The organism is Streptomyces albidicamelliae (assembly GCF_025642175.1).
Classification (GTDB): domain Bacteria; phylum Actinomycetota; class Actinomycetes; order Streptomycetales; family Streptomycetaceae; genus Streptomyces; species Streptomyces albidocamelliae.
Window position 1 is genome coordinate 7,796,855 of record NZ_CP106795.1, and the last position, 24,565, is coordinate 7,821,419.

A 24,565-nucleotide genomic window follows, 5' to 3' on the forward strand; every position below is an offset into this window, starting at 1 on the left:
CCACCGAGCCGACGACGGCGGTCGCGCCGGCCGAGCCAGTGATCACCGTCGGCCCACCGCCGGTGCCCGACCCGGTGACGACGGCCGTGTCTCCCACCGGTCCGGCCGTGCCGATCCCGACGGCCGGACCGGTGGGGACGGAATCGGCGTCGGCGTGGACCGGCACCCCGCCGGTCGAACCGGTGATTACGGCCGAGCCGGTCGCGGTGGGCGGGCGGGGGAGAACGGCCGTGTTGTCCGGTGACGGCGGTTGCATAGCCGAAGCGCGTCACCTGGCCGCCGGGTTCCTGGCCGAGGTCGCCGCGGGGGGCCGCGCCGTCTCGGAGCGGAGCCTGCATCTCATCCAGCTCGTCGTCAGCGAACTGGTCACCAACGCCTGCAAGTACGCGCCCGGCCCGGTGCTGCTGAAGCTCCGCCTGACGGGAGACACGGTGGAGGTGGAGGTGTGGGACGGTGATCCCGTGCTGCCCACCGCGCGGCCGGCGGACCCCGGGCGGATCGGCCAGCACGGGCTGGAGATCGTCAAGGCCATCGCGCTGGCACTCGACGCGGAGCGGGTGGAGAGCGGCAAGCGGGTCACCGCGACGATCGCTCTGGAACCGGATTCGTAATCGGGTGGCATGCATGCCTCGGGCCGGGGTAGACGCGGGAGCGTCGGCCGGGGAGCCGACGACGACAGGGCCGAACGACCGGGTGGGGCGCATGATGGCGACGACGACCGTGCAGGGTACTGAGAAGAAGGTGGACGTTCCGGCGATAGCGGACCCGTCCAAGGTCGCTCCCCGGGACGCGCGGGCTCTGTCGAAGGTGTTCTTCGACCAGCTCGCGGAGCTGGAGGAGGGCACGCCGGAGTTCCAGTACGCGCGCAACACGCTGATCGAGATGAACATGTCCCTCGTCCGTTTCGCGGCGGCGCGGTTCCGCAGCCGTGGGCCGGAGGAGATGGAGGACATTGTCCAGGTCGGCATGATCGGTCTGATCAAGGCGATCGACCGGTTCGAGCTGTCCCGCGAGGTCGAGTTCACCTCCTTCGCGGTGCCGTACATCGTGGGCGAGATCAAGCGGTTCTTCCGCGACACGTCCTGGGCCGTGCACGTGCCCCGGCGCCTGCAGGAGGCCCGCGTCCAGCTGGCCCGCGCCAACGAGGAACTGCGCAGCCGGCTCGGCCGTACCCCCACGGTCAAGGAACTGTCCGAGCTGATGAGCCTCCCGGAGGACGAGGTCGTCGAGGCCCAGCTCGCCTCCAACGGCTACAAGTCGGCGTCCCTGGACGCGGCGATCAGCGGCAGCGAGGAAGGTGAGGCGGCGCTGGCCGACTTCATCGGCGACGAGGACGCGGCCCTCGGCCTGGTCGAGGACTTCCACGCCCTCGCCCCGATGATCGCCGAACTCGGCGAACGCGACCGCCGGATCATCCACTGGCGCTTCGTGGAGGAACTCACCCAGGCTGAGATCGGCGAACGCCTCGGTGTCTCCCAGATGCACGTCTCCCGCCTGATCTCCCGCCTCCTGGCGCGCCTGCGCGAGGGCATGCTCGGCGTGGACTGAGAGCGGGCCGAGCGCGGACCGCAAGCGGACTGAGAACGGCCGGATCCACCGGATCCGGCCGTTCGTCACGTCTGTCGGAGGGGCGGCGACGTGGCGCCGCCCCTCCAGGGGCCCTACTCCCGGGGCGGCTTGACCGCGATGTCGAGGTAGAACGAGTCGATGCTGCGGACCGCCGCCTCGAAGTCCTCCAGGTTCACCGGCTTGGTGACATAGGCGTTGGCGTGGTGCCGGTAGGCGCCGGTGACGTCGTCGGGAGCGGCGGACGTGGTCAGGACCACGACCGGGATGGTGCGCAGATCGGCGTCCTCCTTGACCACGGCGAGGAATTCGCGTCCGTTCATGCGCGGCATGTTGAGGTCGAGCACGATGAGGTCGGGGCGCTCGTTGTCCGGGTCGCGCAGGTACTCGAGGGCGGCGATGCCGTCGGAGACCTGGGTGAGGTTCCGGGTACCGCGCTCGGCGAGGGCGTCCTGGATGAGCATGGCGTCGGCGACGTCGTCTTCGACCAGCAGGACGTCGTAAGGGCGGATTGCGGCGGCAGCCATGGGTCACGAGCTCCGGTGTTCGGGCGAGGTCGGGGAAGGTGTGCGGTTGCTGATCAGCCCGGGCCAGCGGCGACGGGCTCCTTGACGGCTCATGTTCACGGCCCGGCCGATCTCGGGGTATCCGGCTCCGCCCGCGGCCGCTGCGCGGGCCGCCTGGTCCTCCAGGTGCCGGACGGCCTGCTTGACGCCCCGGAGGACGCGCAGACGCAGCAGCGCCCGTCGCCGGGCGTCGGTCACCGTGCCCGCCGGCGGCTGAGGGGCGTCCCGGGCGAGTCGCCGGATGAGCTCCTCCACCACCTGGGTCACCAGCGCCGTCGTTTCCCCGTGCGAAGGTGAGGGGGAAGCGCGACCGGGCATGGCGTCACCCTACGGCGTCGATCGGTGACGAGACAACATGCGTTGTCGGTCCCTGGGTACAGTGTGCTTGCCACATGACAACAGCGGCCGACTCGTCGAGGGAAGAATGCAGAGCGCGATACAGACCGAGCCGTCCGCCACGGCCGCGTTCTCCGGCTGGACCACCCGGCGCTGGCTGCGGGCCGGGGTCGCCGGCACCCTGCTCGTCCTGGCGGTCCTCGGATCACTCGGCGGCTGGGCCATGTGGCGTACGTCCGAGATCACGACCCAGCTGGTCGACCGGCGCTCGCCCGCGCTGATCGACGCCATGCGGGTGGAACAGGCGCTGGTCAACCAGGAGACGGGCATCCGCGGCTACGGCCTGTCCGGCCGCTCGGACTTCCTCCAGCCGTACGCCGAGGGCGTGGCCGCCGAGAAGGCCGCACTGCGCCGGCTGCGGCCCCTGGTCGAGGGCGACACCCGGGCCCGTGCCGACCTGGCCACCGTGGAGAAGCTGGCCGGCACCTGGCAGCGGCGCATCGCCGAGCCCGTCTCGGCCGCCGACGCCCAGGAGGCGATCGCGCTGTCCACCCGGCGGGCCACCGAGGGCAAGTCCGCGTTCGACGCGCTGCGCGGCGCGGTGACCCGGCAGCAGGGCCACCTGCAGAGCGAGCGGGAGCGGGCCGTCCACGACCTGCGGCGGGCGGTGACCCTGCGGAACTGGATGTTCGCCGTCATCGCCGGCGTCATCGCCCTCGTCGCCGTTCTCGTCTTCGAGGGGCTGCGCCGGGGCGTCACCGGCCCGCTCGCCCGGCTGGGCACGGCCGCCCGCGAGGTGGCCGGGGGCCGTTTCGACCGCTCCCTCGTGGGCACCGGCCCCGCCGACCTGCGGCAGCTGGCCTCCGACGTGGAGTCGATGCGCCGACGGCTGGTGGAGGAGCTCCAGTTCAGCGAGGCGGCCCGCCGTCTGCTGGACGAGCAGACGGAGGACCTCAAGCGGTCGAACACGGAACTGGAGCAGTTCGCCTACGTCGCCAGCCACGACCTCCAGGAGCCGCTGCGCAAGGTGTCCAGCTTCACCCAGCTCCTCCAGCGGCGCTACGGCGGACAGCTGGACGACAAGGCGGACCAGTACATCGCGTTCGCCGTCGACGGCGCCAACCGCATGCAGCTCCTGATCAACGACCTGCTGGCCTTCTCGCGGGTCGGCCGGGTGCACAACGACCATCAGACGGTGGACCTCGAAGGCGGGCTCGATCGGACGCTGGACGCGCTGAGCGTGTCCGTCGAGGAGAGCGGGGCCGAGATCACCCACGACCCGTTGCCCACGGTCGTCGGGGACAGCACCCAACTGGGCATGCTGTGGCAGAACCTGCTGTCCAACGCGATCAAGTTCCGCAGCCCGGACCGTCCGCCCCGGATCCACGTCGGCGCCGTGTCCGACGGCGGCGTCTGGGAGTTCACGGTCACGGACAACGGCATCGGGATCGCACCGGAGTTCCAGGAGAAGGTCTTCGTCCTCTTCCAGCGGCTGCACACCAAGGACGCCTATCCGGGCACGGGCATCGGCCTCGCGATGTGCAAGAAGGTCGTCGAGTTCCACGGCGGCACGATCGGGATCGACCCCGACTACAAGCTGGGCACCCGGGTCGTCCTCACCCTGCCCGCCGCCGGGTCGGCGCCCGCCGGCGAGAGAGGCGCGGGCGTGACCGGCCGGGCCGCGCGGCGCGCGGAGCGGCTCCGCATCCTCCTGGTCGAGGACGACGACGGGGACGCCCTCCTGGTCGAGGAACTCCTCCACGACACCGACATGCCGCACGCCCTGACGCGCTGCCGCACGGCCGCCGACGCGCGGAGGGCGGTGGCCGCGCACCCCGTCGACTGCGTCCTGCTCGACCTGCACCTGCCCGACGCGTCCGGAGTGGAGACGGTCCAGGCCATCCAGGCCGACACCCGTGCCGCCATCATCGTGCTGACCGGCCTCGAGGAACCCCGCGCCGGAGTCGACGCCCTCGCCGCCGGCGCCCAGGACTACCTGATCAAGGGCAAGGTCGACCCCGACCTGATGCAACGCGCCGTCCGCTACGCCGTCCAGCGAAAGCAGGCCGAGCGCGCCAACGCGGACCTCCAGATCGGGCGGCTGCGCGCCGAGGAGAACGCCCGCCTGGAACGCGGGCTGCTGCCGGAGCCCCTGCTGTCGTCCGGCGCCGTCACCGCCTCAAGCCGCTACTACCCCGGCCGGGCGCAGGCTCTCCTCGGCGGTGACTTCCTCGATGTCGTCCAGACCGGCGACGGACAGGTCCACGCCGTCATCGGGGACGTCAGCGGCCACGGCCCCGACGCCGCGGCGCTCGGTGTCTGCCTGCGCATAGCCTGGCGCGCCCTGACGCTCGGCGGCCACCGCGACCAGCATCTGCTGCACCTCCTGGAACAGATCCACATCGCCGAACGCACCGGCAGCGACCTGTTCGCGACCTGCACCCTCATCAGTCTCGATCCGGGTGCGCGCACCCTCACCCTGCATCTGGCCGGGCATCACGAACCCCTCCTCGTCACCCCCGAGGGCACTCAGGAGATCGCCGCCGCGCACGGAGTCGCCCTCGGTATCGCGCCCGGGCTCGGCAAGTGGCCCGCGACCACCCTCGCGCTGCCCGCCCGGGGTGCGCTCATCGCCTACACGGACGGCCTCGTCGAGGGTTTCGCCGACGCCACCGGCGCCCGGCTCGGCGTGGAGGGCCTGCTGCGCATCATCGACGGCATCCGCACCCCCGACCCCGGCATCCACCTGGACCGGCTGATCGCCGGCACCCGCACCCTGAACGCCGACCGGCACACCGACGACCTGGCCGTCCTCCGTCTCGACTGGAACGCCGACCTGCCCGGCGGCCCCGGCCCGCGGCCCTGAGTACGGCCCCGTCGGGCGAGGGACCGGGAACCGCTTCGCCCGGGACGGGTGAGACATGGCCCCTGTCCGGGTACGCGTGTGACAGCCGAGACAGTGGGTCGTAGGAGCAGCCTCATGCTCAGATGAGCAATTTCCACCGCAAAATGTGCCGTATGCGGCTTGTTGGCGGACGATGAGGGAACCCGGACCACGTCAACCGCCGCCACTCGGCCGGTCCGCCGGCGCAGCGGCGGCTGTCCACTACTACCGGGGAGAAATCGTGACAGTGCGCCTCGGGGCAGAAGAAGAGTTCCATGTCCTCGACGTCGAGAGCGGGCGGCTCGTCCCGCGGGCCGCCGAACTGCTCGGCCGCTTCGACCGGCCCGGCCTCACCAGCGAGCTCCAGCGGTCGGTCGTGGAGAGCAACAGCGGCGTGCACGACACCCTCGACGGCCTGTGGACGGACCTCGCCTCCACCCGGCGCCGCCTCGACGCGGCCGCTTCCGCGGCGGGCCTCGCGGTCGTCGCCGCGGGAACCGTCCCGCTGGCCGGTCTCGGCTCCCGGGACGTCACCGCCGATCCCCGCTACCAGCGTATGGCCGACGACTACCGGCGCGTCGCCGACGAACAGCTCATCTGCAGCGCGCAGATCCACGTGGACGTCCCCGACCGGGACACCGCCGTCCGTGCGATGTGCCTGGTGTCGCCCTGGCTGCCGCCGCTGCTGGCCCTCTCCGCCAGCTCACCGTTCTGGCTGGGGACGGACACCGGGTACGCCAGCTGGCGGACCATGCTGTGGCAGCGGTGGCCCACCGCCGGACCGGCGGGCTGCCACCGGGACGCCGCCGACTACGACGAGGCGGTCGCGGAACTGATCCGGTCGGGTGTCATCAGCGACGCCGGCATGATCTACCACGACGTCCGGCCCTCCGCCCACCAGAACACCCTGGAACTGCGGATCTGCGACGCCTGCCCCCGCGTGGAGACCGTGGTGCTGGTCGCGGGCCTTTTCCGGGCCCTGGTGCGCCAGGCCTGCGAGCACCTGGAACACGCCGACGGCCCCGTCTGCGACGGCCGCCACGACTGGCTGCGGGCGGCGGCCTGGCGGGCGGCGCGATCGGGCCTCGAAGGACACCTGGTCGACCCCGTCACCCGGTACGGGGCGCCGGCGCCGGACGTGCTGACGGGCATGCTGGCCAGGCTGCGCCCCGCGCTGGAGGCGGCCGGCGACTGGGAGACCGTGCACGGCCTGCTGGAGGAGGCGCTGGCCGACGGCACCGCGGCGCACCGGCTGCGCCGTGCCGCCCAGGCCGACGACCTCCTCGCCAGCGTCGACCTCATGGTGGCCGAGACCCGCGGCGAACGCCCGGCCTCGCGCCCCGCGGCCGGCCGGCGGCCCGCCACCGCACGGCTGGACGCCCTCGCCGCCCACCCGTCACCCGGCAGGCCCCCGCCCCGACCCCGAGCGCCTGATCAGACCGCCCCGCCCGCGACCGGCGGGCGGGCCGGCCGCGTGGCCGAAACCGCCGGCCACCGTCGTCCGAACAAGGAGTGCGACCAGCTCATGCTCATCCCACAGGACCCCCCGACTCCCGAGCACCCATCGCCGGAGCGCCCGGCCCGCACCGGGCCACCCGGCCGGCAGCTCCGCCGCAACGGACGTACGGCCCGCACCGTACGGTCCGCAGCCCGGGAGAAGGGGATCCTCTGATGTGCGGACTCAGCGGAGAGATACGGTTCGACGGCGAGCGGCCGGACATGGCCGCGCTGGAGCGGATGACCGACCGGCTCGCGCCGCGCGGCCCCGACGGACGCGGCCTCTGGTCCCAGGGGCCGGTGGCCCTCGGCCATCGCCGGCTGAAGATCATCGACCTGTCGGAGAGCGGCGCCCAGCCCATGGCGGACCCCCGCGAGAGGATCGCCGGCGTCTTCAACGGCTGCGTGTACAACTACCGTGAGCTGCGGGACGAACTCCGCGCGCTCGGCCACACCTTCTACTCCGACTCCGACACCGAGGTGGTGCTCAAGGCCTACCGGCAGTGGGGCACGCACTGCGTCGACCACTTCCTCGGCATGTTCGCCTTCGCGATCGCGGAACTGGACACCGGCCGCGTGGTGCTGGCCCGTGACCGGCTCGGCATCAAGCCGCTCTACCTCGTGCACACGCTCGACCGGCTGCGGTTCGCCTCCTCCCTGCCGGCCCTGCTGGCGGGCGGCGACGTCGACACCTCCCTCGACCCCGTCGCCCTGCACCAGTACTTCAGCTGGCACGCGACCGTGGCCGCGCCCCACACCGTCCTGAACGGCGTCCGCAAGCTCCCCCCGGCCACCGTCCGGGTGATCGAGCCGGACGGCACCTTCCGTGACCACCGCTACTGGCAGCCGCCGTACACACGCCGACCGGAGCACGCCGGTCTCGGCGCCGAGGACTGGACGGACGCGGTGCTGGAGGCGCTGCGGACCGCCGTGCGCCGCCGCATGGTGGCCGACGTGCCCGTGGGGGTGCTGCTCTCCGGCGGACTGGACTCCAGCCTCATCGTCGCCCTGCTCGCCGACGAGGGGCAGCACGACCTCGCCACCTTCAGCGTCGGCTTCGAGTCCGAGGGCGGCGAGGAGGGCGACGAGTTCCACTACTCCGACCTGGTGGCCCGGCACTTCAGCACCAGCCACCACCAGCTGATGGTGCCCTCCGACCGGGTGTCGGGAGCCCTGGAGGCGGCGGTGCTGGCCATGAGCGAGCCGATGATGAGCCACGACGTCGTCGCCTTCCACCTGCTGTCCGAGCAGGTCGCCAAGGAGGTCAAGGTCGTCCAGAGCGGCCAGGGCGCCGACGAGGTGTTCGCGGGCTACAGCTGGTACCCGGCGATGGCCGGCGTGCCCCGGGAGCGGGCCGCGCAGGCCTACATCGACACCTACTTCGACCGGTCCCACGCCGACCTCGCCCGCATCCTGGAACCGGAGATGCTGGCCGAGCGGGACGTCTCCGCGGAGTTCGTGCACGCCCACATGGCGGCCGCCGGCGCCGACACGGCGCTCGACGCGGACCTGCGGCTGGACACCCACGTGATGATGATCGACGACCCCGTCAAACGCGTGGACAACATGACCATGGACTGGGGCCTGGAGGCCCGGGTGCCCTTCCTCGACCACGAACTGGTCGAGCTGGCCGCCGCCTGCCCGCCGGAACTGAAGCTGGCCGACGGCGGGAAGGGCGTCCTGAAGGCCGCCGGACGCAAGGTCCTCCCACGAGAGGTCGTCGACCGGCCCAAGGGCTACTTCCCGGTACCGGCGATCAAGCACATGGCGGGCCCCGTCCTGCAACGGGTCCGCGAGGCGCTCACCGCCCCGGAAGCCGTGAAGCGGGGCGTCTTCCGCCAGGACCACATCGACGAACTGCTCGCGGCACCGAACGCGCACCGCACCCGGCGAGGAGCGAACACACTGTGGCAGGTAGCGCTGCTGGAGACATGGCTGCAGACACACGGCATCCGCTGACCACCGGCCCGCGCCCGGACACCGGGGCACCGCCACCGCACATCGACCCGGCGGCGGGCGGGAACGGCACGGCGGCCGCCGCCCTCACGGCACTCGCCGAGCCCGGCCCGACGGCCGCCGCGACCGCGGCCTCGGCCCGCGCGGCTCCGGAGCCCGTGCTCCTCGCCGACGCCTCGGTCCCGCACGACGTACCGCAGCGGCTCGTCGCGCACAGCTGCTGGTACCCGTCCGTGGACCCCGGCGGCCGGAACGTCGCCTTCATCTGCGACCGCACCGGTGTGCCGCAGCTGTGGACCGGCCCGGTGGACGGCGACGAGCCCCGGCTCCTCGACGCCGACCCCGACCCGGTCACGGAGGTCTCCTGGTCGCCGGACGGCCGGTGGATCGCCTACACCACGGCCCCCGGCGGCGGGGAACTCACCCGGGTCCTGTGCGTACGCCCCGACGGCACCGGAAGGCGGCTCCTGGCCGGGGGCGAACCCGGCGCGTCGGCCTACCTCGGCTGCTGGACCCCTGACGGGTCCGCCGTCGCGGTCACCGTCACCGAACCCGCGCCCGCCGGCGACGTCCGGGCGCGACCCGACTGGCCCCCGCCGGCCACCGACCTGCCCGCGCCCGCCCACACCGGCCGCTGGGCCGGCCGCGACGGCCAGGCGGTCCTGCTGGGCGGCAGGCCGCTCGCCACCGCCACCGACCAGGAGGCGGAGCGGACCGTGGTCCAGGCCGACCACGCCGCGCAGACACGCGAGGCCGCCCCCCGGGCGCTGGCCGTCTACCTCGTCGACCCGGAGGGCACGAGCGCACCGGAACTGGTCGCGGCCGAGGCGGGGGCACCGACCCTGCGCGCCTGCGCCCTGACCCGCGACGGCAGGCTCGCCCTGCTGCGCCGGGGGCCGCGCGGGCGCCGGGAGGCCGTCGTCCTCAGGCGCCGGGACCGCACGGTGACCGGCACCGTCCGGGCGGCCGACGGCGACCCGTGGATCGGGGGTTTCTCCCCGGACGGCCGGACCCTTTGGCTGCGCAGTGACACCCACCGCGAGTTCGCCGCGCTGCTGGAGGTCCGGCTCGGCCCGCGGGGCGAGTGGCTGGGGCAGCGCGTGGCCGCCGGCCGCCCGGACTGCGACCTCGAACTGCTGGGCCTGCACCGGGACGGGCAGCACGCCGTACTGGCCTGGAACCGGCACGGTGTCAGCGACCTGGAGATCACCGCCCTGCCCGCACGCGCGCCGCTGGAGTTCGGCACGGACCTGCGCGAGCCGCCCGCCGACGGCTCCAGGGACGACACCTCGCGTGGTGTGCCGCTGCCGCACGAGGTGGTCACCCGCGTCGTACCGACCGCCGACCCCGACAGCCCCGTGGTGGCCCTGTCCGGCTCGCGGCGCCGGCCCGGCGTGTGGTGGCTGCCGCACGGCACCGCCCTGCGCACCCCCTGGTCCTCGCGCGACCAGGACGCGGTCCTCGCCGCCGGCCATCCGCCGGTACGGCCCTTTCCCCTGCACCCCACCGCCCGGGACGGGCTCGCCCTGGGCGGCTGGTACTACCGCGCGCCGGGCCGCTCCCCGGACGAGGCCGCCCCGTGCGTGCTGCATCTGCACGGCGGTCCGGAGGAACAGGAACGTCCCGTCCTCCAGCCGCTCTACCACGAACTCCTCGAACGCGGCCTGGACGTCTTCGCCCCCGACGTCCGCGGCTCCTCCGGCCACGGCCGCTCCTTCGTCGACGCGGACCTCGGCACCGGGCGGTTCGCCGCCATCGAGGACGTGGCCGACTGCGCGGCCCACGTCGTGGTGGCGGGCCTGGCCGACCCGCAGCGCCTCGCCGTGATGGGCCGCTCGTACGGCGGATACCTCACGATGGCCTCCCTCGTCTGGCACCCCGAGCTGTTCCGCACCGGGGTCGCCGTCTGCGGGATGTCCGACCTGTCCACCTTCTTCGCCGGCACCGAGCCGTGGCTCGCCGAGTCGGCCGCGCACAAGTACGGGCATCCGGAACGCGACGCCGACCTGCTGCGGGCCCTGTCACCCATGAGCCGCATCGACGCCCTGCGCGTCCCCGTGCTCGCCGTGCACGGCGAGCACGACACCAACGTGCCGGTGGGGGAGTCCCGGCAGTTCGTCCGGGCGGCCAGGGAGCGCGGTCTGGACGCCGAACTCCTGATGCTGCGCGAGGAGGGCCACGACTTCCGCCGCGCGGACAACCGCCGCCTCTTCCGCCGCTCCGCCGCCGACTGGATCCAGCGCCACCTGGCGACCTGAGGCGGCGGCCGGGCCCCCGGACACCCCGGCCGCGGGCGGCCCCGGGCGTTCTTCCTCGGCGACGTGGGCGGCAAGGGCCCGCAGGCGGCCGCGGTCACCTCGCTGACGCGCTACACCCTGCGCGCCGCGGCCCATACGACCCCGAACCCGCGTGGCGCTGGCCACGCTGAACGCCGTCCTGCACGAGCGGTACACCGGCACCGGCGACCCCCGCTACTGCACCTGCGTCTTCGGCATCCTCGAACCCGGCGCCGACGGCCGCACCGCCGTCCACCTCGCCTCCGGCGGCCACCCCCCGGCCCTCGTCCTGCGGGCCGACGGCCACGCCGCGTACCTGCCCACCCCCGGCGGCCTGCTCGTCGGTGTCGTCCCCACCGCGCCCTTCACCACCGTCAGGACCACCCTGGCTCCCGGCGACACCCTCCTGCTCTACACCGACGGGCTCACCGAGGCCCGCAACGGACCCACCCGTGACGACCTGTACGGAGGGGAGGCCCTGATCGCCACAGGCGTCCCCGCCCACCAATCCGCCACCCGCCCGGCAACGAATCCCTCCTGATGACTCCGCTGAACATCACTCACCGCTCCGCCGCCACCGGGCCCGTGCTCGACGTGGCAGGCGAACTCGACTGGGAGCAGGCCGCCACCCTGCGCCGGCAGGTCGAGCACGTCGTCCTCAACCCCGGAGAGAGCCTGACCCTGGACCTGTCCGGTCTGGAGTTCTGCGACTCCACCGGCATCACGGAACTCCTGGCCGCGCGGCAACGCGCCATGGCCGCGGGCGCCGACGTCGTCCTGGCCGAGGTCCCGCCCAGCCTGCTGCGCACCCTCACCATCGTCGGCCTCGACCAGATCTTCACCTTCCGCACCGGCGGCGGTCCACCCGGCCCCTGACGGACGCCGGCGCCGCACGGGCGCGGGCCTACGGGGTGGTCAGCGTGGTCTCGTGCACGGTGCGCAGCCTGCCGTCCGCGCCGGCCCGCTCCAGCCGCAGCCGGGCCGAACGCCCGTGCAGCGTCAGGGTCATGAGCTGGTTGCCGAACCAGGGGCCGCCCCTCTTGCGCCACTTCACCGGCGGCCGGGGACAGCGGCCGTGTCGGGCGAGCGCGCGGCCGAGGAGCCGGGCCGGTCGGCTCCAGCCGAAACGGAACCCCAGCCGCATCCACACCGGCACGGAGTTGTGCACGGGCGAGCAGGTGAGCTGCACGACCCGCGCGTCGGGGCCACCGGACGGCCAAGAGGCCTCCGCCACATAGGCGTGGTGCACGTCCCCGGACAGCACGTACACACCGGCCGGCGCACCCGCCCCGGAACCCGCCTCGGCGATCAGCGCGGCCAGATCGGCGAAGGACCGGGGGAACGCCGCCCAGTGCTCCAGGTCGGCCCCGCGGCGCAGGCGTTCGCCGCGCCGCGCCCACCGCGCCCCGCGCTCTCCCGCGCACAGGGCCGCGTCCCAGGCCTCCGCGTCGTGCACCAGATGCGGCAGCAGCCAGGGCAGCGACGTGCCGATCAGCAGCTGGTCGTACGATCCCGGGCCGGTCAGCACCTGCTCGCGCACCCACTCCGCCTCGGCGGGGTCGAGCATGGCACGTCGGTCCTCGTCGAGCACCCGGGCCGCCCGCGAGTCCACCATCAGCAGCCGGACCCGGCCGAAGTCACGCCGGTAACTCCAGCGTACGGAGGCGAAGTCGGCGTCCGCCTTCGCGGCGAACGCGCGCAGCACGTCGGTGCCGTCGGGTGTGTCGCGCACCGCCGCGTACGTCGCGTCGTCGGCGAGCTCGGCCGGGGTGAGGTTGCCGAGGTGCTGGTACACCCAGTACGACATCAGACCGCTCAGCAGCCGCTCCTGCCACCACGCGGTCGCGCGCATGTCGGCCAGCCAGGCCGCCGAGGTGTTCCAGTCGTCGACGACGTCGTGGTCGTCGAAGATCATGAGGCTCGGCACGGTGGACAGCAGCCAGCGGATCTGCGGGTCGAGCCAGGACTCGTAGTAGAGGTGGCAGTACTCCTCGTAGTCGGCGACCTGACCGCCCGGGGCCTCACGGAGGTCACGGCGGGAGGACAGCCAGTTCCGGGTGGCCGCGGAGGTCTCGTCGGCGTAGACCTGGTCGCCCAACAGCAGCAGCACGTCCGGGCGTTCGGCGTCGGGGTCGGTGGCCAGCCGGGTGGCGAGGCTGTCGAGGGCGTCCGTGCCGACCGGGTCCTTGCCGTCCGCGGGCGGCGCCGCCCACCGGCAGGAACCGAGGGCCATCCGGACGGTGTCGCCCTCGGCGGGGGTCCGGATGACCGAGGGCGGGAACGCGGAACCGGGCAACGGCCAGACCGCGCCGCCGTCCAGGAACACCTCGTAGGAGGCCGAGGTCCCCGGCTCGAGACCGGTCACGGTGACGAGCGCGTAGTGGTGCCCGGCGATCTGGAACGTCGGGGCGTGCGCCCGCGCCCCGGTCGAGCAGCGCACCTCGACGGCGCACGGCCGGCTCGTCTCCACCCACACGGTGGCGGACGATTCGTCGGTGTGCCTCAGCAGTGGTCCCAGGCGCAGTTCGGCCATCTGCGATCCCCTCCTCCGTCGGACCGTACGGTACGCAACGGCGGGACCGGCGGACAGAGCGGGGCGGTAGGCATCGTTCCGGAGACAGCACAACCAAACGCCGGTGGCGAACGTCATATGAGTGACGCTTCGCTCGATACCGTCACGCCAGGGGGCAAAACATGAACAAGCGTAAATGGCCGGCGGTCGCTGTGGTCGCGCTCGTGACAGCGGGGTCACTGAACCTCGTGGCCACGGCCGCGTCGGCGGCCGACGGCAGGACCTCGGCCGCCGCCGCGACCGCGTGCCCGACCGGATGGGGCAGTCTGCCCAAGCGTGCGACCCGCGACTCGGCGGTCGCGCACTCGCTGACGGACATCCGCACCGGCCGGCACACCTGCTACGACCGCATGGTCTTCGACGTCGGCGGCGGCACGGCTCCGCTGACCTACTCCGTCGCCTACGTGAAGACCTTCCGTCAGGACCCCTCCGACACGGTGATACCGGTCGCCGGAGGGGCGATCCTCGACATCAGGGTCGGCGCGCCCGCGTACGACCCCGAGACCGGAAAACCCACCTATCCCGCCCGGCCCGGCAAGTCGCTGCCGGGCGTCAGCCTCACCGGCTACCGCACCTTCAGGGACACGAAGTTCGGCTCCAGCTTCGAGGGAGTCACCCAGGTCGGTCTGGGAGTGCGGGCACGGCTGCCGTTCCGGGTGCAGCACGTGGCCGACCGTCTGGTGGTGGACGTGGCCCACACCTGGTGAGCGCGGGCCACGGGCGGCTCAGTAGCGCAGGGCCGTGGCGACGTCGGCCTTGACCTGTCCGGTCAGCTTCCGGTTGCTGGTGGCGGTGCCGTCACCGGAGGCGCCGGGGGCGACGTCGCTGATCTTCACCACGGTCACGTCCAGCAGATTGCCGCTCGTGTCCGTGAAGTTGACCTGCACGGCGAAGGACTTGGCGGCGTCCGCGGTGTTCTTGGCCGTCACCTTGACCGTGGCCTTGCCGTCGCCGCCGATGGTGGCGGAGCCGAGGCTGACGTCGTCCTTGGCCTTGACACCGCCCTTGGCCTCGTCGAGTTTGCGTTTGGCCTCCGCGGTGGCGGAGGCCAGCGCGTCGGTCCCCTGGGAAGCGAGGGAGGAGGCCGCCGAAGCCGCCTTGCTGGCCGCCGACGCCGCTTTGCTGGAGCCGGTGGAGGGGGTTCCGGAGTTGTCGGAGCAGCCGGCCGCCCCGACCGTGACGGCCAGGGCCAGCGCCGTGCCGGCCGCACCCCGTGTCCAGTTCCCTGTCATGCCGCGCCTCCCGTGCGATCGGATCCGTCTGTCCCTCTCAGTGAAGGGGGCGCGACGGGGTCCCGCACACGGAGCGGGGCGCCCGGGCGGCACCGGCACCCGAACAGCCCCGCCCGGACACGCGATCGGCGCCGGGCAGCCGTCACCGTAACCGCTCCGGAAGCCGTCCGGACGTGCGGGGCCAAGTGCCGAGTGCTGCAATGACGGGAGACGCGCCGCCAGGGAGGCGCGCGGCACACCAGCGCACGATCCCCGGCTGACACGGGAGGGACGGTGTCGTGACCCGGTCCGATGCGACTCCCGCGCCGGCCGCCGGTACCCAGCCCGAAGAGGCCGACCGGCTACGGTCGCTGCTGCGCGACCCCGCCTACCAGAGGACGCTCGCGTTCTCGGCGGTCGTCGGTGTGCCGGTCTCCCTGGCCGCCTTCTGGTTCCTCGCCGGGCTCCACGAACTCGAACACCTGCTGTGGGTGGGGCTCCCGGCCGATCTGGGCTGGAGCACGCCGCCCTGGTGGTGGCCGCTGCCTCTGCTGGCGGTCTCCGGTCTGCTCGTCGGTCTGGTCGTCAGCCGGATGCGGGGCGCCGGCGGGCACATCCCCGCCTCGGGTCTGCACACCGGGGGAATGTCCCCGGCCGCCCTGCCGGGAGTGGTGCTCGCCGCCGCGGCCAGTCTGCCGCTCGGCGCCACCCTCGGTCCCGAGGCCCCGCTGATCGCGCTCGGCGGCGGCCTCGCCCTGTTCTTCCGGGACCTGATCCGCACCCCGGTGACCGCGCAGGGCACCGCCCTGGTGGGCGCCGCCGGTGCCGCGGCCGCCCTGTCGGCGATCTTCGGCAATCCGCTGATCGGCGCGGTGATCCTGATCGAGGTGGCCGGCGTGGGCGGCCCGCAGCTCTTCGCGGTCATGCTGCCCGCGCTCCTGTCCAGCGGCATCGGGTCGCTGGTCTTCACCGGCTTCGGACGCTGGACGGGCCTGTCCACCGGAAGCCTCTCGATGACCGTGGGCGTCCCGTTCCCCCGCCTCGACGCGGGCGACGTGCTGTGGTCCGTGCTCATGGCCGTCGCCCTCGCCACCGCCGTGCACCTGGTGCTGTCCATGGGGCGGCGGGCCGCGGTGTTCGTCGCGGGCGGACCGGTCCTGCACACGGCGCTGTGCGCGCTCGGCGCCGGTGCGTGTGCCGCGGTGTACACCCTCGCCGTGGGCCGTTCACCGGCGGACGTGGCCTCCTCCGGCGAGGCCGTGCTGCAGCGGCTGGCCGCGGACCCGCACGCCTGGGGCGTGGGCGCCCTGGTCGCCGTCCTGCTGTGCAAGGCCGTGGCGTACGCGCTGTGCCTGGGCAGCCTGCGCGGCGGCCCGGTCTTCCCCTCCCTCTTCCTGGGCGCGGCGGTGGGCGTCCTGCTCGCGCCCCTGCCCGGCCTCGGCGTGGTGCCGGGCATGGCCGCGGGCATGGCCGCCGCGACGGCCGCCGCGCTGCGGCTCCCCGTCAGCAGCGTGCTGCTCGTCGTCCTCGTGCTCGGCAGCGGAGCCATGATCCCCGTGGCGATCCTCGCCGCCGTCGTCGGCTTCGTCACCGTCGAGCTGCTGCCGCCCGGGCGCGCCGTGCCGCCGGTCGGCAGGCCCGCCGGCCCGCCCGCGGCCCGGCCCGCGGCCACCTGGGAGGACGACGGCGCCGAGCCCGAACCGGGGCCGGCGTCCGGGAGGCCGCGGTGATCGAGCGACCGCCCGCCGCCGCGCCGCCCATGTCGGAAGCGGCCTTCCGCGAGCTGTACCGGAGGCTGCGCGAGCCGGCTCCCGCGGGCGGGGAGCACCGGCGCGGCGCGCTGGACCTGATCACCCCCGAGCGCGTGGTGGCGGCCGCCGCCGGGGTGCGGTCCGGACGCACGGTGTCGCTGGCCGCCCCCGTCGAGACCCGGCCCGGTCCGGACAGCCCGGAGCCCGCGAGCCACCGGATGACCGCGCCGACGGACCGCGAAGGCCACGAGCACGGGCTGTACTTCGCCCGCGACCGGTTCGCCATGAACGTGCACGGAGATGTCGACAGCCACCTGGACGCCCTGTGCCACGTGATGTTCGACGGCGCACTGTACGGCGGGGTCCCGGCCGGCACCGTGACCCCGGACGGCGCCGGCACCCTCACCGTCGACCTGGTCCGGGACGGCATCGTCGGCCGGGGCGTCCTCCTGGACGTCCCGCGCCTGCGCGGTGTGCCGTGGCTCGACCCCGGGGACCAGGTGACCGCCGGCGACCTCGCCGCGGCCGAGACCGCCCAGGGGACTCGCGTCGGGCCTGGCGATCTGCTGCTGGTGCGCGTCGGCCACCGGCTCCGGCGCCGGACCCTGGGCGCCTGGGACGTGACACGGGAGCGGGCCGGCCTGCACCCGACGGCGATGCGCTTCCTGGCCGAGCGGCAGGTGTCCGTCCTCGGGTCGGACGGCAACAGCGACGCCGCGCCGAGCGCCGTGGCGGAGGTCCCGTTCCCCGTGCACGTCCTGGCCGTCAACGCCATGGGCGTGCACCTGCTGGACTGGCTGGACTTCGAGGAGCTGGTCCCGGTCTGCGAGGAGCAGGCCCGCTGGCACTTCCTGTGCGTCGTGGCCCCCCTGCGGCTCCCCGCGGCCACCGGCTCCCCGGTGAACCCGATCGCCGTTCTGTGAGCCGGCCGGTCCGGCACCGGTCCCGCTCCGGGTGCCGCCCGACCGCACTGCGCGTACGTTCGAAGAGGAAAAGCCGGCAACAGCCCAGACCACACGAGCGAGGACGGTGGTCGCCGTGGACGCACTCCCCCCGTACGACGTGATCGTCATCGGTACCGGCGCGGGCGGCGGCACCCTCGCGCACCGCCTCGCCCCGTCGGGCAAGCGGGTGCTCATCCTCGAACGCGGCGGCTACCTGCCGCGCGAGCGCGACAACTGGGACTCCACGGCCGTGTTCGTCAAGGCCAAGTACCGGGCCCCCGAGTTCTGGCTCGACCGGCGCGGCGACGAGTTCCCGCCCGAGGTCAACTACTACGTCGGCGGCAACACCAAGTTCTACGGCGCCGCGCTGTTCCGGTTGCGCCCCGAGGACTTCGGCGAACTGCGCCACCACGACGGCCTCTCGCCCGCCTGGCCCCTCGCCTACGAGGACCTGGAGCCGTACTACACGCAGGCGGAGCACCTCTATCTGGTGCACGGCCGGCACGGCGAGGACCCCACAGAGGGGCCGAGCAGCGCGCAGTACGCCTACCCGCCGGTCGAACACGAGCCCCGCATCGAGCAGTTGAGCCAGGACCTGGAGAAGCAGGGGCTGCACCCCTTCCACCTGCCGATCGGGGTCAACCTCACCCAGGACGAGTTCGGCCGGGCCACCCACGCCAGCGCCTGCATCCGCTGCAACCGGGTGGACGGCTTCCCGTGCCTGCTCCGCGCCAAGTCCGACGCCCAGGTGATCTGCGTGGAGCCGGCACTCGAGCACCCCAACGTCGACATGGTCACCCACGCGCGCGTGACGCGGCTGGAGACCGATCCGACCGGGCGCAGCGTCACCACCGTCGTCGCCCAGCTCCCCGGCGACGAGGAGGCCCGGTTCTCCGCGAGCGTCGTGGTCGTGGCCTGCGGCGCGGTCAACTCCGCGGCCCTGCTGCTCGCTTCCGCCGACGACCGGCACCCCGACGGGCTGGCGAACAGCTCCGGTGTCGTGGGCCGGAACTACATGCGGCACAACAATCTCGCGCTGATGGCCGTCTCGAAGGAACCCAACGACACCCAGTTCCAGAAGACCCTCGCCCTGCACGACTGGTACCTCGGCGCGGACGACTGGGACTACCCGCTCGGCGGCATCCAGATGCTCGGCAAGTCGGACGCCGAGCAGATCCACGGCCAGGCCCCGCGCTGGGCCGGCGCGGTGAGCCCCGACATGCCGTTCGAGGTCCTCGCGCACCACGCCGTCGACTTCTGGCTGTGCGGGGAGGACCTGCCCCGGCCGGACAACCGGGTGACGCTGGAGAAGGACGGCCGTATCCGGCTCACGCTCGACGAGGACAACAACATCGCCGGTCTCAAGCGGCTGCGGCACAAGCTGCAGCACATGCTCGGCCGCCTCGGCATGCACGAACACCACCTGCTGTCCCGCAGCATCTACCTGCACAAGGGGATGCCGATCGGCGCCACCGCCCACCAGGCCGGCACCGTGTGCTTCGGCACGGACCCGGCGTCCTCGGCCCTGGACCTCAACTGCAAGGCCCACGACCTCGACAACCTCTACGTGGTCGACACGAGCTTCTTCCCGAGCATCGGCGCGGTCAATCCGTCCCTCACGGCCATCGCGAACGCCCTGCGCGTGGGCGACCACCTGCTGGAGCGCCTCGGCTGACGCGACCGCCGGGCGCGGCCGCCGGGCCCTCCACGCGGGCGAAGATGCTCGGCCGCAAGGCGCAATGCGGTCCGTCCCGGCATGCCGAGGGCGCGGCACGGTGTTTGTCTGGCGCCTGAACCGTCCGGGCCGCGCCCGGACGATCCGGGCAGGCAGAGGAGCAGGGCATCGTGAGTTCCACCGAGGGCGCACCGAAGAACGTGATTCCGGCACAGCTGCTGGCGGGCCAGAAGGCGCTGGTCACCGGCGCCAACTCCGGGATCGGCAGGGCGACCGCCGTCGCCCTCGGCCGGGCCGGGGCCGACGTCGTCGTGAACTACGTGGCCGGCGGCGACGAGGCGGAGGAGGTGGTCCGGGAGATCGCCGCCTTCGGGGTGAAGGCCGCCGCCTACGAGGCCGACGTCTCGAAGGAGGACCAGGTCGTCGCCATGGTGGACCGGATGGTCCAGGAGTTCGGCACCATCGACATCCTGGTCGCCAACGCGGGACTCCAGCGCGACGCCGCCCTCACCGAGATGACCCTCGCCCAGTGGCAGAAGGTCATCGACGTCAACCTCACGGGGCAGTTCCTGTGCGCGCGGGAGGCGACCAAGGAGTTCCTGCGCCGCGGCGTCGTCCCCGAGGTGTCGCGGGCGGCCGGGAAGATCATCTGCATGAGCTCGGTGCACCAGCTCATCCCCTGGGCCGGTCACGTCAACTACGCCTCGTCCAAGGGCGGCGTGCAGATGATGATGGAGACCCTCGCCCAGGAACTCGCCCCGAAGAAGATCCGGGTGAACGCGGTCGCCCCGGGAGCCATCAAGACACCCATCAACCGCAGTGCCTGGGAGACGCCGCAGGCGGAGCGGGACCTGCTGAAGCTGATCCCCTACGACCGGGTCGGAGAGCCGGACGACATCGCCCACGCCGTCGTGGGCCTCGCCTCCGACCTCATGGACTACGTCGTGGGCACCACCCTGTACGTCGACGGAGGCATGACCCTGTTCCCCGGCTTCGCCACCGGCGGCTGAACCCACCAGCCCGGCGTCGCCTCCCGGAAAGGCACCGATGCACACCGTCCTGATGCTGGCGGACCCGCCCGCGCAGATGCTCCCGGCCAGATCCCAGATGGCCTTCACCCTCGCGTCGCACATCATCCTGGTGCCGCTGGGTGTGGCCCTGCCGCTGATCACCCTGATCATGCACGGCTACGGGCTGCGCCGCGGCGACGAGACCGCCCTCCTGCTGGCACGCCGGTGGTCGGCGGTGATGGCGGTCCAGTTCGCGATCGGGGTCGTCACGGGCACCGTGCTGTCCTTCGAGTTCGGACTGCTCTGGCCGGGCATGATGGGCCGGTGGGGCGACGTCTTCGGCATCGGCTTCGGGGTCGAGGCCTGGGCCTTCTTCCTGGAGGCCGTGCTCATCGCCGTCTACCTCTACGGCTGGCGGCGGCTCCCCGCGCGCACCCACTTCCTGCTCGGCCTGCCCCTGCCCTTCGCGGCCCTGCTGGGCGCCTTCGGCATCATCGCCGCGAACTCGTGGATGAACACCCCGCGGGGCTTCACCCTCGACGCCGCCGGCAACCCCACCGACGTGGAGATCTGGAAGGCGATCTTCACGCCCATGTTCGGCCCGCAGTACTGGCACTTCGTCGTGGCGATGTTCCTGACGGCCGGCTACGTCGTGGCCGGTGTGTACGCGACCGGCTGGCTCCGCGGGCGCCGGGACCACTACCACCGCCTCGGTTTCACGATCCCCTTCACCCTCGCCGCGGTGTGCACACCGGTGCAGTTCGTGCTCGGCGACTCCATCGCCCGGCAGGTGTTCCACAAGCAGCCGGTGAAGTTCGCCGCCATGGAGATCGTCTGGAAGACCGACACCCATGTCCCGGAGTACCTCTACGGCCGGCTCCAACCCGACGGCACGGTCTCCGGCGGCGTCAAGATCCCGCAACTCGACTCGATCCTCGCCGGCTTCCGCCCGGACACCAAGGTCACCGGGCTCACCTCGGTGCCCGCCGGTGACCGGCCGACGGCCGCCGAGGCCACCATCGCCCACTTCACGTTCGACAGCATGGTGTTCATCGGCTCGGGTCTGATCCTGCTCGCCCTCTGCTACGCCTTCGTCTGGCTGCGCCACCGGCGGCTGCCCGCCTCCCCCTGGTTCTACCGCTGCGCCGCCGTCGCGGGCGTGGCCTCCGTGGCCGCGGTCGAATGCGGCTGGATCACCACCGAAGTCGGCCGCCAGCCCTGGATCGTGTACCAGAACATGCGCGTGGCCGAAGCGGTCACCTCGACGCGCGCGTCCAGTCTGTGGGTGATGTTCGCCCTCGTCATCGTGGTCTACGTGTTCGTCTTCGGATCGTTCCTGGTGATTCTGCTGAAGATGCGGACCCGCTGGCGCGAGGCGGACGCGGCGGGCGGCCCGCGCCCGCCACGGGAGGCACCGGAGGCCGACACCCCGTACGGGCCGCGCTCCGCCGGGAGCCCCCGGTGATCGCCGGGGTCATCGCCGTCGTCCTGCTGCTCGCCGTCGCCGCCTACGCCTGCGGCGGCGGCACCGACTACGGAGCCGGGTTCTGGGACCTGACCGCCGGCGGGGCCGAGCGCGGCAAGCGTCCGCGGTGGCTGATCGACCACGCGATGGCCCCCGTCTGGGAGGTCAACAACGTCTGGCTGATCTTCGTCCTCGTCATCATGTGGACCGGATTCCCGGTCTTCTTCCAGCAGGTGTTCGTCACCATGTGGCTGCCCCTGGTGCTCGCCGCCGTGGGCACCGTGCTGCGCGGCGCCGGCTTCGCCCTGCGCAAACCCGCCCGGCGGCTGGCCGGCCGGCGCCTGTACGGGGCCGTGTTCGCCGTCGCCTCCCTGCTGACACCGTTCTTCCTGGGCGCCGCGGCCGGGGGAGTGGCCTCGGGCCGGGTGAACGCGACGACGACCGCCTCGACGGACGCCTGGGCCAACCCGACCTCGCTGCTGTTCGGGCTGCTCGCCATCGCCGCCACCGCGTCGCTCGGCGCCGTCTTCCTCGCCGCCGACGCCCGCCGGTTCGCCGCGCCGGACCTGGACGTCTACTTCAGGCGCCGGGCCTGGGGCGCCCTGGCCGGTCTGGCCGTCCTCGCCGTGATCACCCTGGTCGTCACCCACGGGGACGCCCCCCATGTGTGGCACGGGCTCACGCACGGCGTCGGCCTCTTCTTCGTGGTCGTGGCGGCGCTCGCCACCGCCGCCACCGCCTGGCTGCTGACCCGCCCCGCCGGAGCCTGGTCCCGGGCCACGGCGGTCGCCGCGGTCGCCTCGTCCGTCCTCGCCTGGGGCATGGCGCAGCGCCCCTACCTCATCCCGACCTCACTGACCGTCGCCGACGGCGCGGGCGCGCACAGCACCATGCGATGGCTGGGCTTCGTCACCCTCGTCGCACTGGTGCTCGTGATCCCCGCGGTCGTCCTGCTCTACTGGCTGGACACCCACGGCGAGCTGGAGAGCCTCACCGACGCCGACCTGCGGCGCGCCGGCACCGGTGACGAGGGCTGACCCGGCGGCGGGCCGGCCCCTGGCGGACGTGCGGGCGCGGGCGGAATCCACGTGACCACGGACGACATCCTGCTGGGCGTCGGGCTGACCGTCGCCCTCGCCGCCGGGTGCCAGATCCTGGCGAGCCGGCTGCGGATCCCGGCCCTGCTCCTGCTGCTGCCGGCCGGGTTCGCCGCCGGGGCCCTGACCGACGACGTCCACCCCGACCAGCTGCTCGGGCCGGCGTTCTCCCCGCTCGTCTCGGTGTCCGTGGCGATCATCCTCTACGACGCGGGCCTCGGCCTGGACCTGCGCCACCTGCGGGGTGCGACCCGCCGCGTCGTCGTCCGGCTGATGGTGCTCGGCGTGCTCCTGACCTGGGGCGCCGTCGTCGCCCTGGGGCCGGCACTCCTCGGTGTGCCGGTGGCCGCGGCCAGCATGATCGGGGTCATTCTCGTGGTGTCCGGACCGACCGTCGTCGGCCCCCTGCTGGAGCACGTCCGGCCGTCGGAGAAGGCGCGGCGGGTCCTGATGTGGGAGGGCACCCTGATCGACCCCGTCGGGGGCATCCTCGGCGCGGTCGTCTTCCACTCGATCGTCTCCGGGGGGCTCCGGAGCGGTCACTTCCGCTTCGCCGCGTTCTTCGCCGGCCTCGCCGTCGGACTCGCCGGCGGGGCGATCGGCGCCGCGCTGCTCTGGTGCGCCCTGCGCAGGCTCCGCCTCGGCGAGACGCTGGGGACGCTCGCCCAGTTGGCCACCGTCGTCGCGGTGGCCGCGGGCTGCGACATGGCGTACGACGACACGGGCCTCATCGCCGCGATCGTCACCGGGCTGGCCGTCGCGAATCTGCCCGGACTCGACATGCCCGCACGCAAGCCGTTCTTCGAGACGCTCGTCCAGCTGATCATCGGCCTGCTGTTCGTCTCCATCTCGGCCACGGTGACACCGCGCTCGCTCGTCGGCGTGCTGCTGCCCTCGCTCGCCCTCGTCGCCGTGCTCGTCGTGCTGGTCCGGCCCCTGGTGTCGGTGCTGTCCACCACTCGCACGGACCTTGCCGCGGGTGAACGGGCCTTCGTCGGCTGGATGGCACCGCGCGGCATCGTGGCCGCCTCCACCGCCACGACCTTCTCCGCCTCGCTCACCACCGCGGGGCTGCGCGGCGCCGGGAAGATCCTCCCGGTCACCTTCCTCGTCATCGTCGGTACCGTCCTCGTCTACGGACTGACCGCGAAGCCGGTCGCCGGCCGGCTGGGCGTCGGACGTCCCGAGCGGGCCCGTCCGCTGCTGGTGGGCGGCGACGGCTGGGTCGTCGCACTCGCGCGGGCACTGCGCACCGCCGGTGTCGACGTGCTGATGTGGGCGGGTGGCGCACAGGAGCGGGAGCGGATCGAGCGGGCGGGGGTCGACCTGGCCGGCGGGGAGCTGATGGCCCTGGCCACCGAGCCGCAGGCCGGACTCGAGGGGGTCACCTCGGTCTTCCTGCTGACGGCCGACGACGACTTCAACGCGCTCGCCTCGATCGTCCTGGAGGACAGCGTCGACGGCGCGGTGTACCGCATCGGCCCGCCCCCGGGCGGGGAAGGCGTGGTCGCCCCTTACACCGGCGGCCGCACGCTGTTCGGCCCGCGCCTGGTCCGCCACGCGCTCGCGGACCGCCACGGGCGAGGAGCCCGCTTCCACGTCCAGCCGGCGTCGGCGCCCCGGCCGCCCGGCCACGACGTGCTGTTCGTCGTACGGGCCGATGGCGCCCTGGAACCCGTCACCGAGGATCCGCCGCCCGCCACCGGGCGGCAGGGCGACGCGGTCGTCCTCCTCGGACCGGCGCCCTCACCCTCCTGAA

General features: G+C 73.2%; 19 protein-coding genes and 2 pseudogenes. 17 read left to right on the top strand and 4 right to left on the bottom strand.

Annotated features, from left to right (window positions below; genetic code table 11):
- Nucleotides 1–182: 182 nt before the first annotated feature.
- Nucleotides 183–611 (top strand): ATP-binding protein, encoded by a 429-nt coding sequence (locus tag N8I86_RS39510; protein WP_388935048.1) that lies wholly within the window; start codon nucleotides 183–185, stop codon nucleotides 609–611.
- 94 nt (nucleotides 612–705) lie between these two features.
- A complete protein-coding gene (locus N8I86_RS35230; RefSeq protein ID WP_263280204.1) occupies nucleotides 706–1,548 on the top strand; it encodes an RNA polymerase sigma factor SigF in 843 nt (280 codons plus the stop codon).
- A 113-nt stretch (nucleotides 1,549–1,661) separates the two neighbouring features.
- On the opposite strand, the gene N8I86_RS35235 is transcribed toward N8I86_RS35230, so the two are convergent.
- Nucleotides 1,662–2,093 carry a response regulator gene (locus N8I86_RS35235; RefSeq protein WP_073890469.1) on the bottom strand — a complete coding sequence of 144 codons (432 nt, stop codon included), beginning with the start codon at nucleotides 2,091–2,093 and terminating at the stop codon, nucleotides 1,662–1,664.
- 3 nt (nucleotides 2,094–2,096) lie between these two features.
- Nucleotides 2,097–2,450, bottom strand: coding sequence for a hypothetical protein (locus tag N8I86_RS35240; RefSeq protein ID WP_241841234.1), 354 nt, complete (start codon nucleotides 2,448–2,450; stop codon nucleotides 2,097–2,099).
- A 241-nt stretch (nucleotides 2,451–2,691) separates the two neighbouring features.
- Between N8I86_RS35240 and N8I86_RS35245 the strand changes: the two are divergent.
- The 7 genes and pseudogenes from N8I86_RS35245 to N8I86_RS35275 form a co-directional block, all read left to right on the top strand.
- Nucleotides 2,692–4,038 (top strand): annotated as a pseudogene (locus N8I86_RS35245) (sensor histidine kinase); the annotation flags it as partial.
- Between the two features lie 96 nt (nucleotides 4,039–4,134).
- Nucleotides 4,135–5,334: a PP2C family protein-serine/threonine phosphatase gene (locus tag N8I86_RS35250; protein ID WP_263280205.1), complete on the top strand. Its 1,200-nt coding sequence runs from the start codon at nucleotides 4,135–4,137 to the stop codon at nucleotides 5,332–5,334.
- A gap of 259 nt (nucleotides 5,335–5,593) precedes the next feature.
- On the top strand, nucleotides 5,594–7,024 hold the full coding sequence (locus N8I86_RS35255; protein ID WP_263279668.1) for a carboxylate-amine ligase: 1,431 nt from the start codon (nucleotides 5,594–5,596) through the stop codon (nucleotides 7,022–7,024).
- Nucleotides 7,024–8,808 (top strand): N-acetylglutaminylglutamine amidotransferase, encoded by a 1,785-nt coding sequence (locus N8I86_RS35260; protein WP_073897947.1) that lies wholly within the window; start codon nucleotides 7,024–7,026, stop codon nucleotides 8,806–8,808. Before N8I86_RS35255 ends, N8I86_RS35260 begins: the two co-directional genes overlap by 1 nt.
- Nucleotides 8,781–11,063 (top strand): prolyl oligopeptidase family serine peptidase, encoded by a 2,283-nt coding sequence (locus tag N8I86_RS35265; RefSeq protein WP_263279669.1) that lies wholly within the window; start codon nucleotides 8,781–8,783, stop codon nucleotides 11,061–11,063. The genes N8I86_RS35260 and N8I86_RS35265 overlap by 28 nt, the downstream gene beginning before the upstream one ends.
- A gap of 42 nt (nucleotides 11,064–11,105) precedes the next feature.
- Nucleotides 11,106–11,577: pseudogene (locus N8I86_RS35270) on the top strand (PP2C family protein-serine/threonine phosphatase); the annotation flags it as partial.
- A 44-nt stretch (nucleotides 11,578–11,621) separates the two neighbouring features.
- Nucleotides 11,622–11,957: an STAS domain-containing protein gene (locus tag N8I86_RS35275; RefSeq protein ID WP_263279670.1), complete on the top strand. Its 336-nt coding sequence runs from the start codon at nucleotides 11,622–11,624 to the stop codon at nucleotides 11,955–11,957.
- A 28-nt stretch (nucleotides 11,958–11,985) separates the two neighbouring features.
- Here N8I86_RS35275 and N8I86_RS35280 read toward each other — a convergent pair whose 3' ends face one another.
- Nucleotides 11,986–13,614, bottom strand: coding sequence for an alkaline phosphatase D family protein (locus tag N8I86_RS35280; protein ID WP_263279671.1), 1,629 nt, complete (start codon nucleotides 13,612–13,614; stop codon nucleotides 11,986–11,988).
- Nucleotides 13,615–13,775: 161 nt separating this feature from the next.
- On the opposite strand from N8I86_RS35280, the gene N8I86_RS35285 reads away from it, so the two are divergent.
- Nucleotides 13,776–14,360, top strand: coding sequence for an AMIN-like domain-containing (lipo)protein (locus N8I86_RS35285; protein ID WP_263279672.1), 585 nt, complete (start codon nucleotides 13,776–13,778; stop codon nucleotides 14,358–14,360).
- 18 nt (nucleotides 14,361–14,378) lie between these two features.
- Here N8I86_RS35285 and N8I86_RS35290 read toward each other — a convergent pair whose 3' ends face one another.
- Nucleotides 14,379–14,885, bottom strand: a complete 507-nt coding sequence (locus N8I86_RS35290) for a hypothetical protein (protein WP_073897952.1) — start codon at nucleotides 14,883–14,885, stop codon at nucleotides 14,379–14,381.
- A gap of 278 nt (nucleotides 14,886–15,163) precedes the next feature.
- Here N8I86_RS35290 and N8I86_RS35295 point away from each other — a divergent pair, with 278 nt between their 5' ends.
- The 7 genes from N8I86_RS35295 to N8I86_RS35325 all read left to right on the top strand — a co-directional run bounded on the left by N8I86_RS35295 (nucleotide 15,164) and on the right by N8I86_RS35325 (nucleotide 24,564).
- Nucleotides 15,164–16,594 (top strand): chloride channel protein, encoded by a 1,431-nt coding sequence (locus N8I86_RS35295; RefSeq protein ID WP_079192647.1) that lies wholly within the window; start codon nucleotides 15,164–15,166, stop codon nucleotides 16,592–16,594.
- Between the two features lie 29 nt (nucleotides 16,595–16,623).
- Nucleotides 16,624–17,538: a cyclase family protein gene (locus tag N8I86_RS35300; RefSeq protein WP_263280206.1), complete on the top strand. Its 915-nt coding sequence runs from the start codon at nucleotides 16,624–16,626 to the stop codon at nucleotides 17,536–17,538.
- A gap of 106 nt (nucleotides 17,539–17,644) precedes the next feature.
- Entirely contained in the window at nucleotides 17,645–19,234 is a 1,590-nt protein-coding gene (locus N8I86_RS35305) for a GMC oxidoreductase (protein ID WP_073897954.1), read from the top strand.
- A 170-nt stretch (nucleotides 19,235–19,404) separates the two neighbouring features.
- A complete protein-coding gene (locus N8I86_RS35310) occupies nucleotides 19,405–20,244 on the top strand; it encodes an SDR family oxidoreductase (RefSeq protein ID WP_263279673.1) in 840 nt (279 codons plus the stop codon).
- A gap of 37 nt (nucleotides 20,245–20,281) precedes the next feature.
- Complete coding sequence (locus tag N8I86_RS35315) at nucleotides 20,282–21,709, top strand: cytochrome ubiquinol oxidase subunit I (protein WP_263279674.1); 1,428 nt, start codon at nucleotides 20,282–20,284, stop codon at nucleotides 21,707–21,709.
- The gene (locus tag N8I86_RS35320) at nucleotides 21,706–22,746 is read left to right on the top strand and encodes a cytochrome d ubiquinol oxidase subunit II (RefSeq protein ID WP_073897958.1); all 1,041 of its coding nucleotides are present in this window, start codon (nucleotides 21,706–21,708) and stop codon (nucleotides 22,744–22,746) included. Before N8I86_RS35315 ends, N8I86_RS35320 begins: the two co-directional genes overlap by 4 nt.
- A 51-nt stretch (nucleotides 22,747–22,797) precedes the next feature.
- A complete protein-coding gene (locus N8I86_RS35325; RefSeq protein WP_263279675.1) occupies nucleotides 22,798–24,564 on the top strand; it encodes a cation:proton antiporter in 1,767 nt (588 codons plus the stop codon).
- Nucleotide 24,565 lies beyond the last annotated feature (1 nt).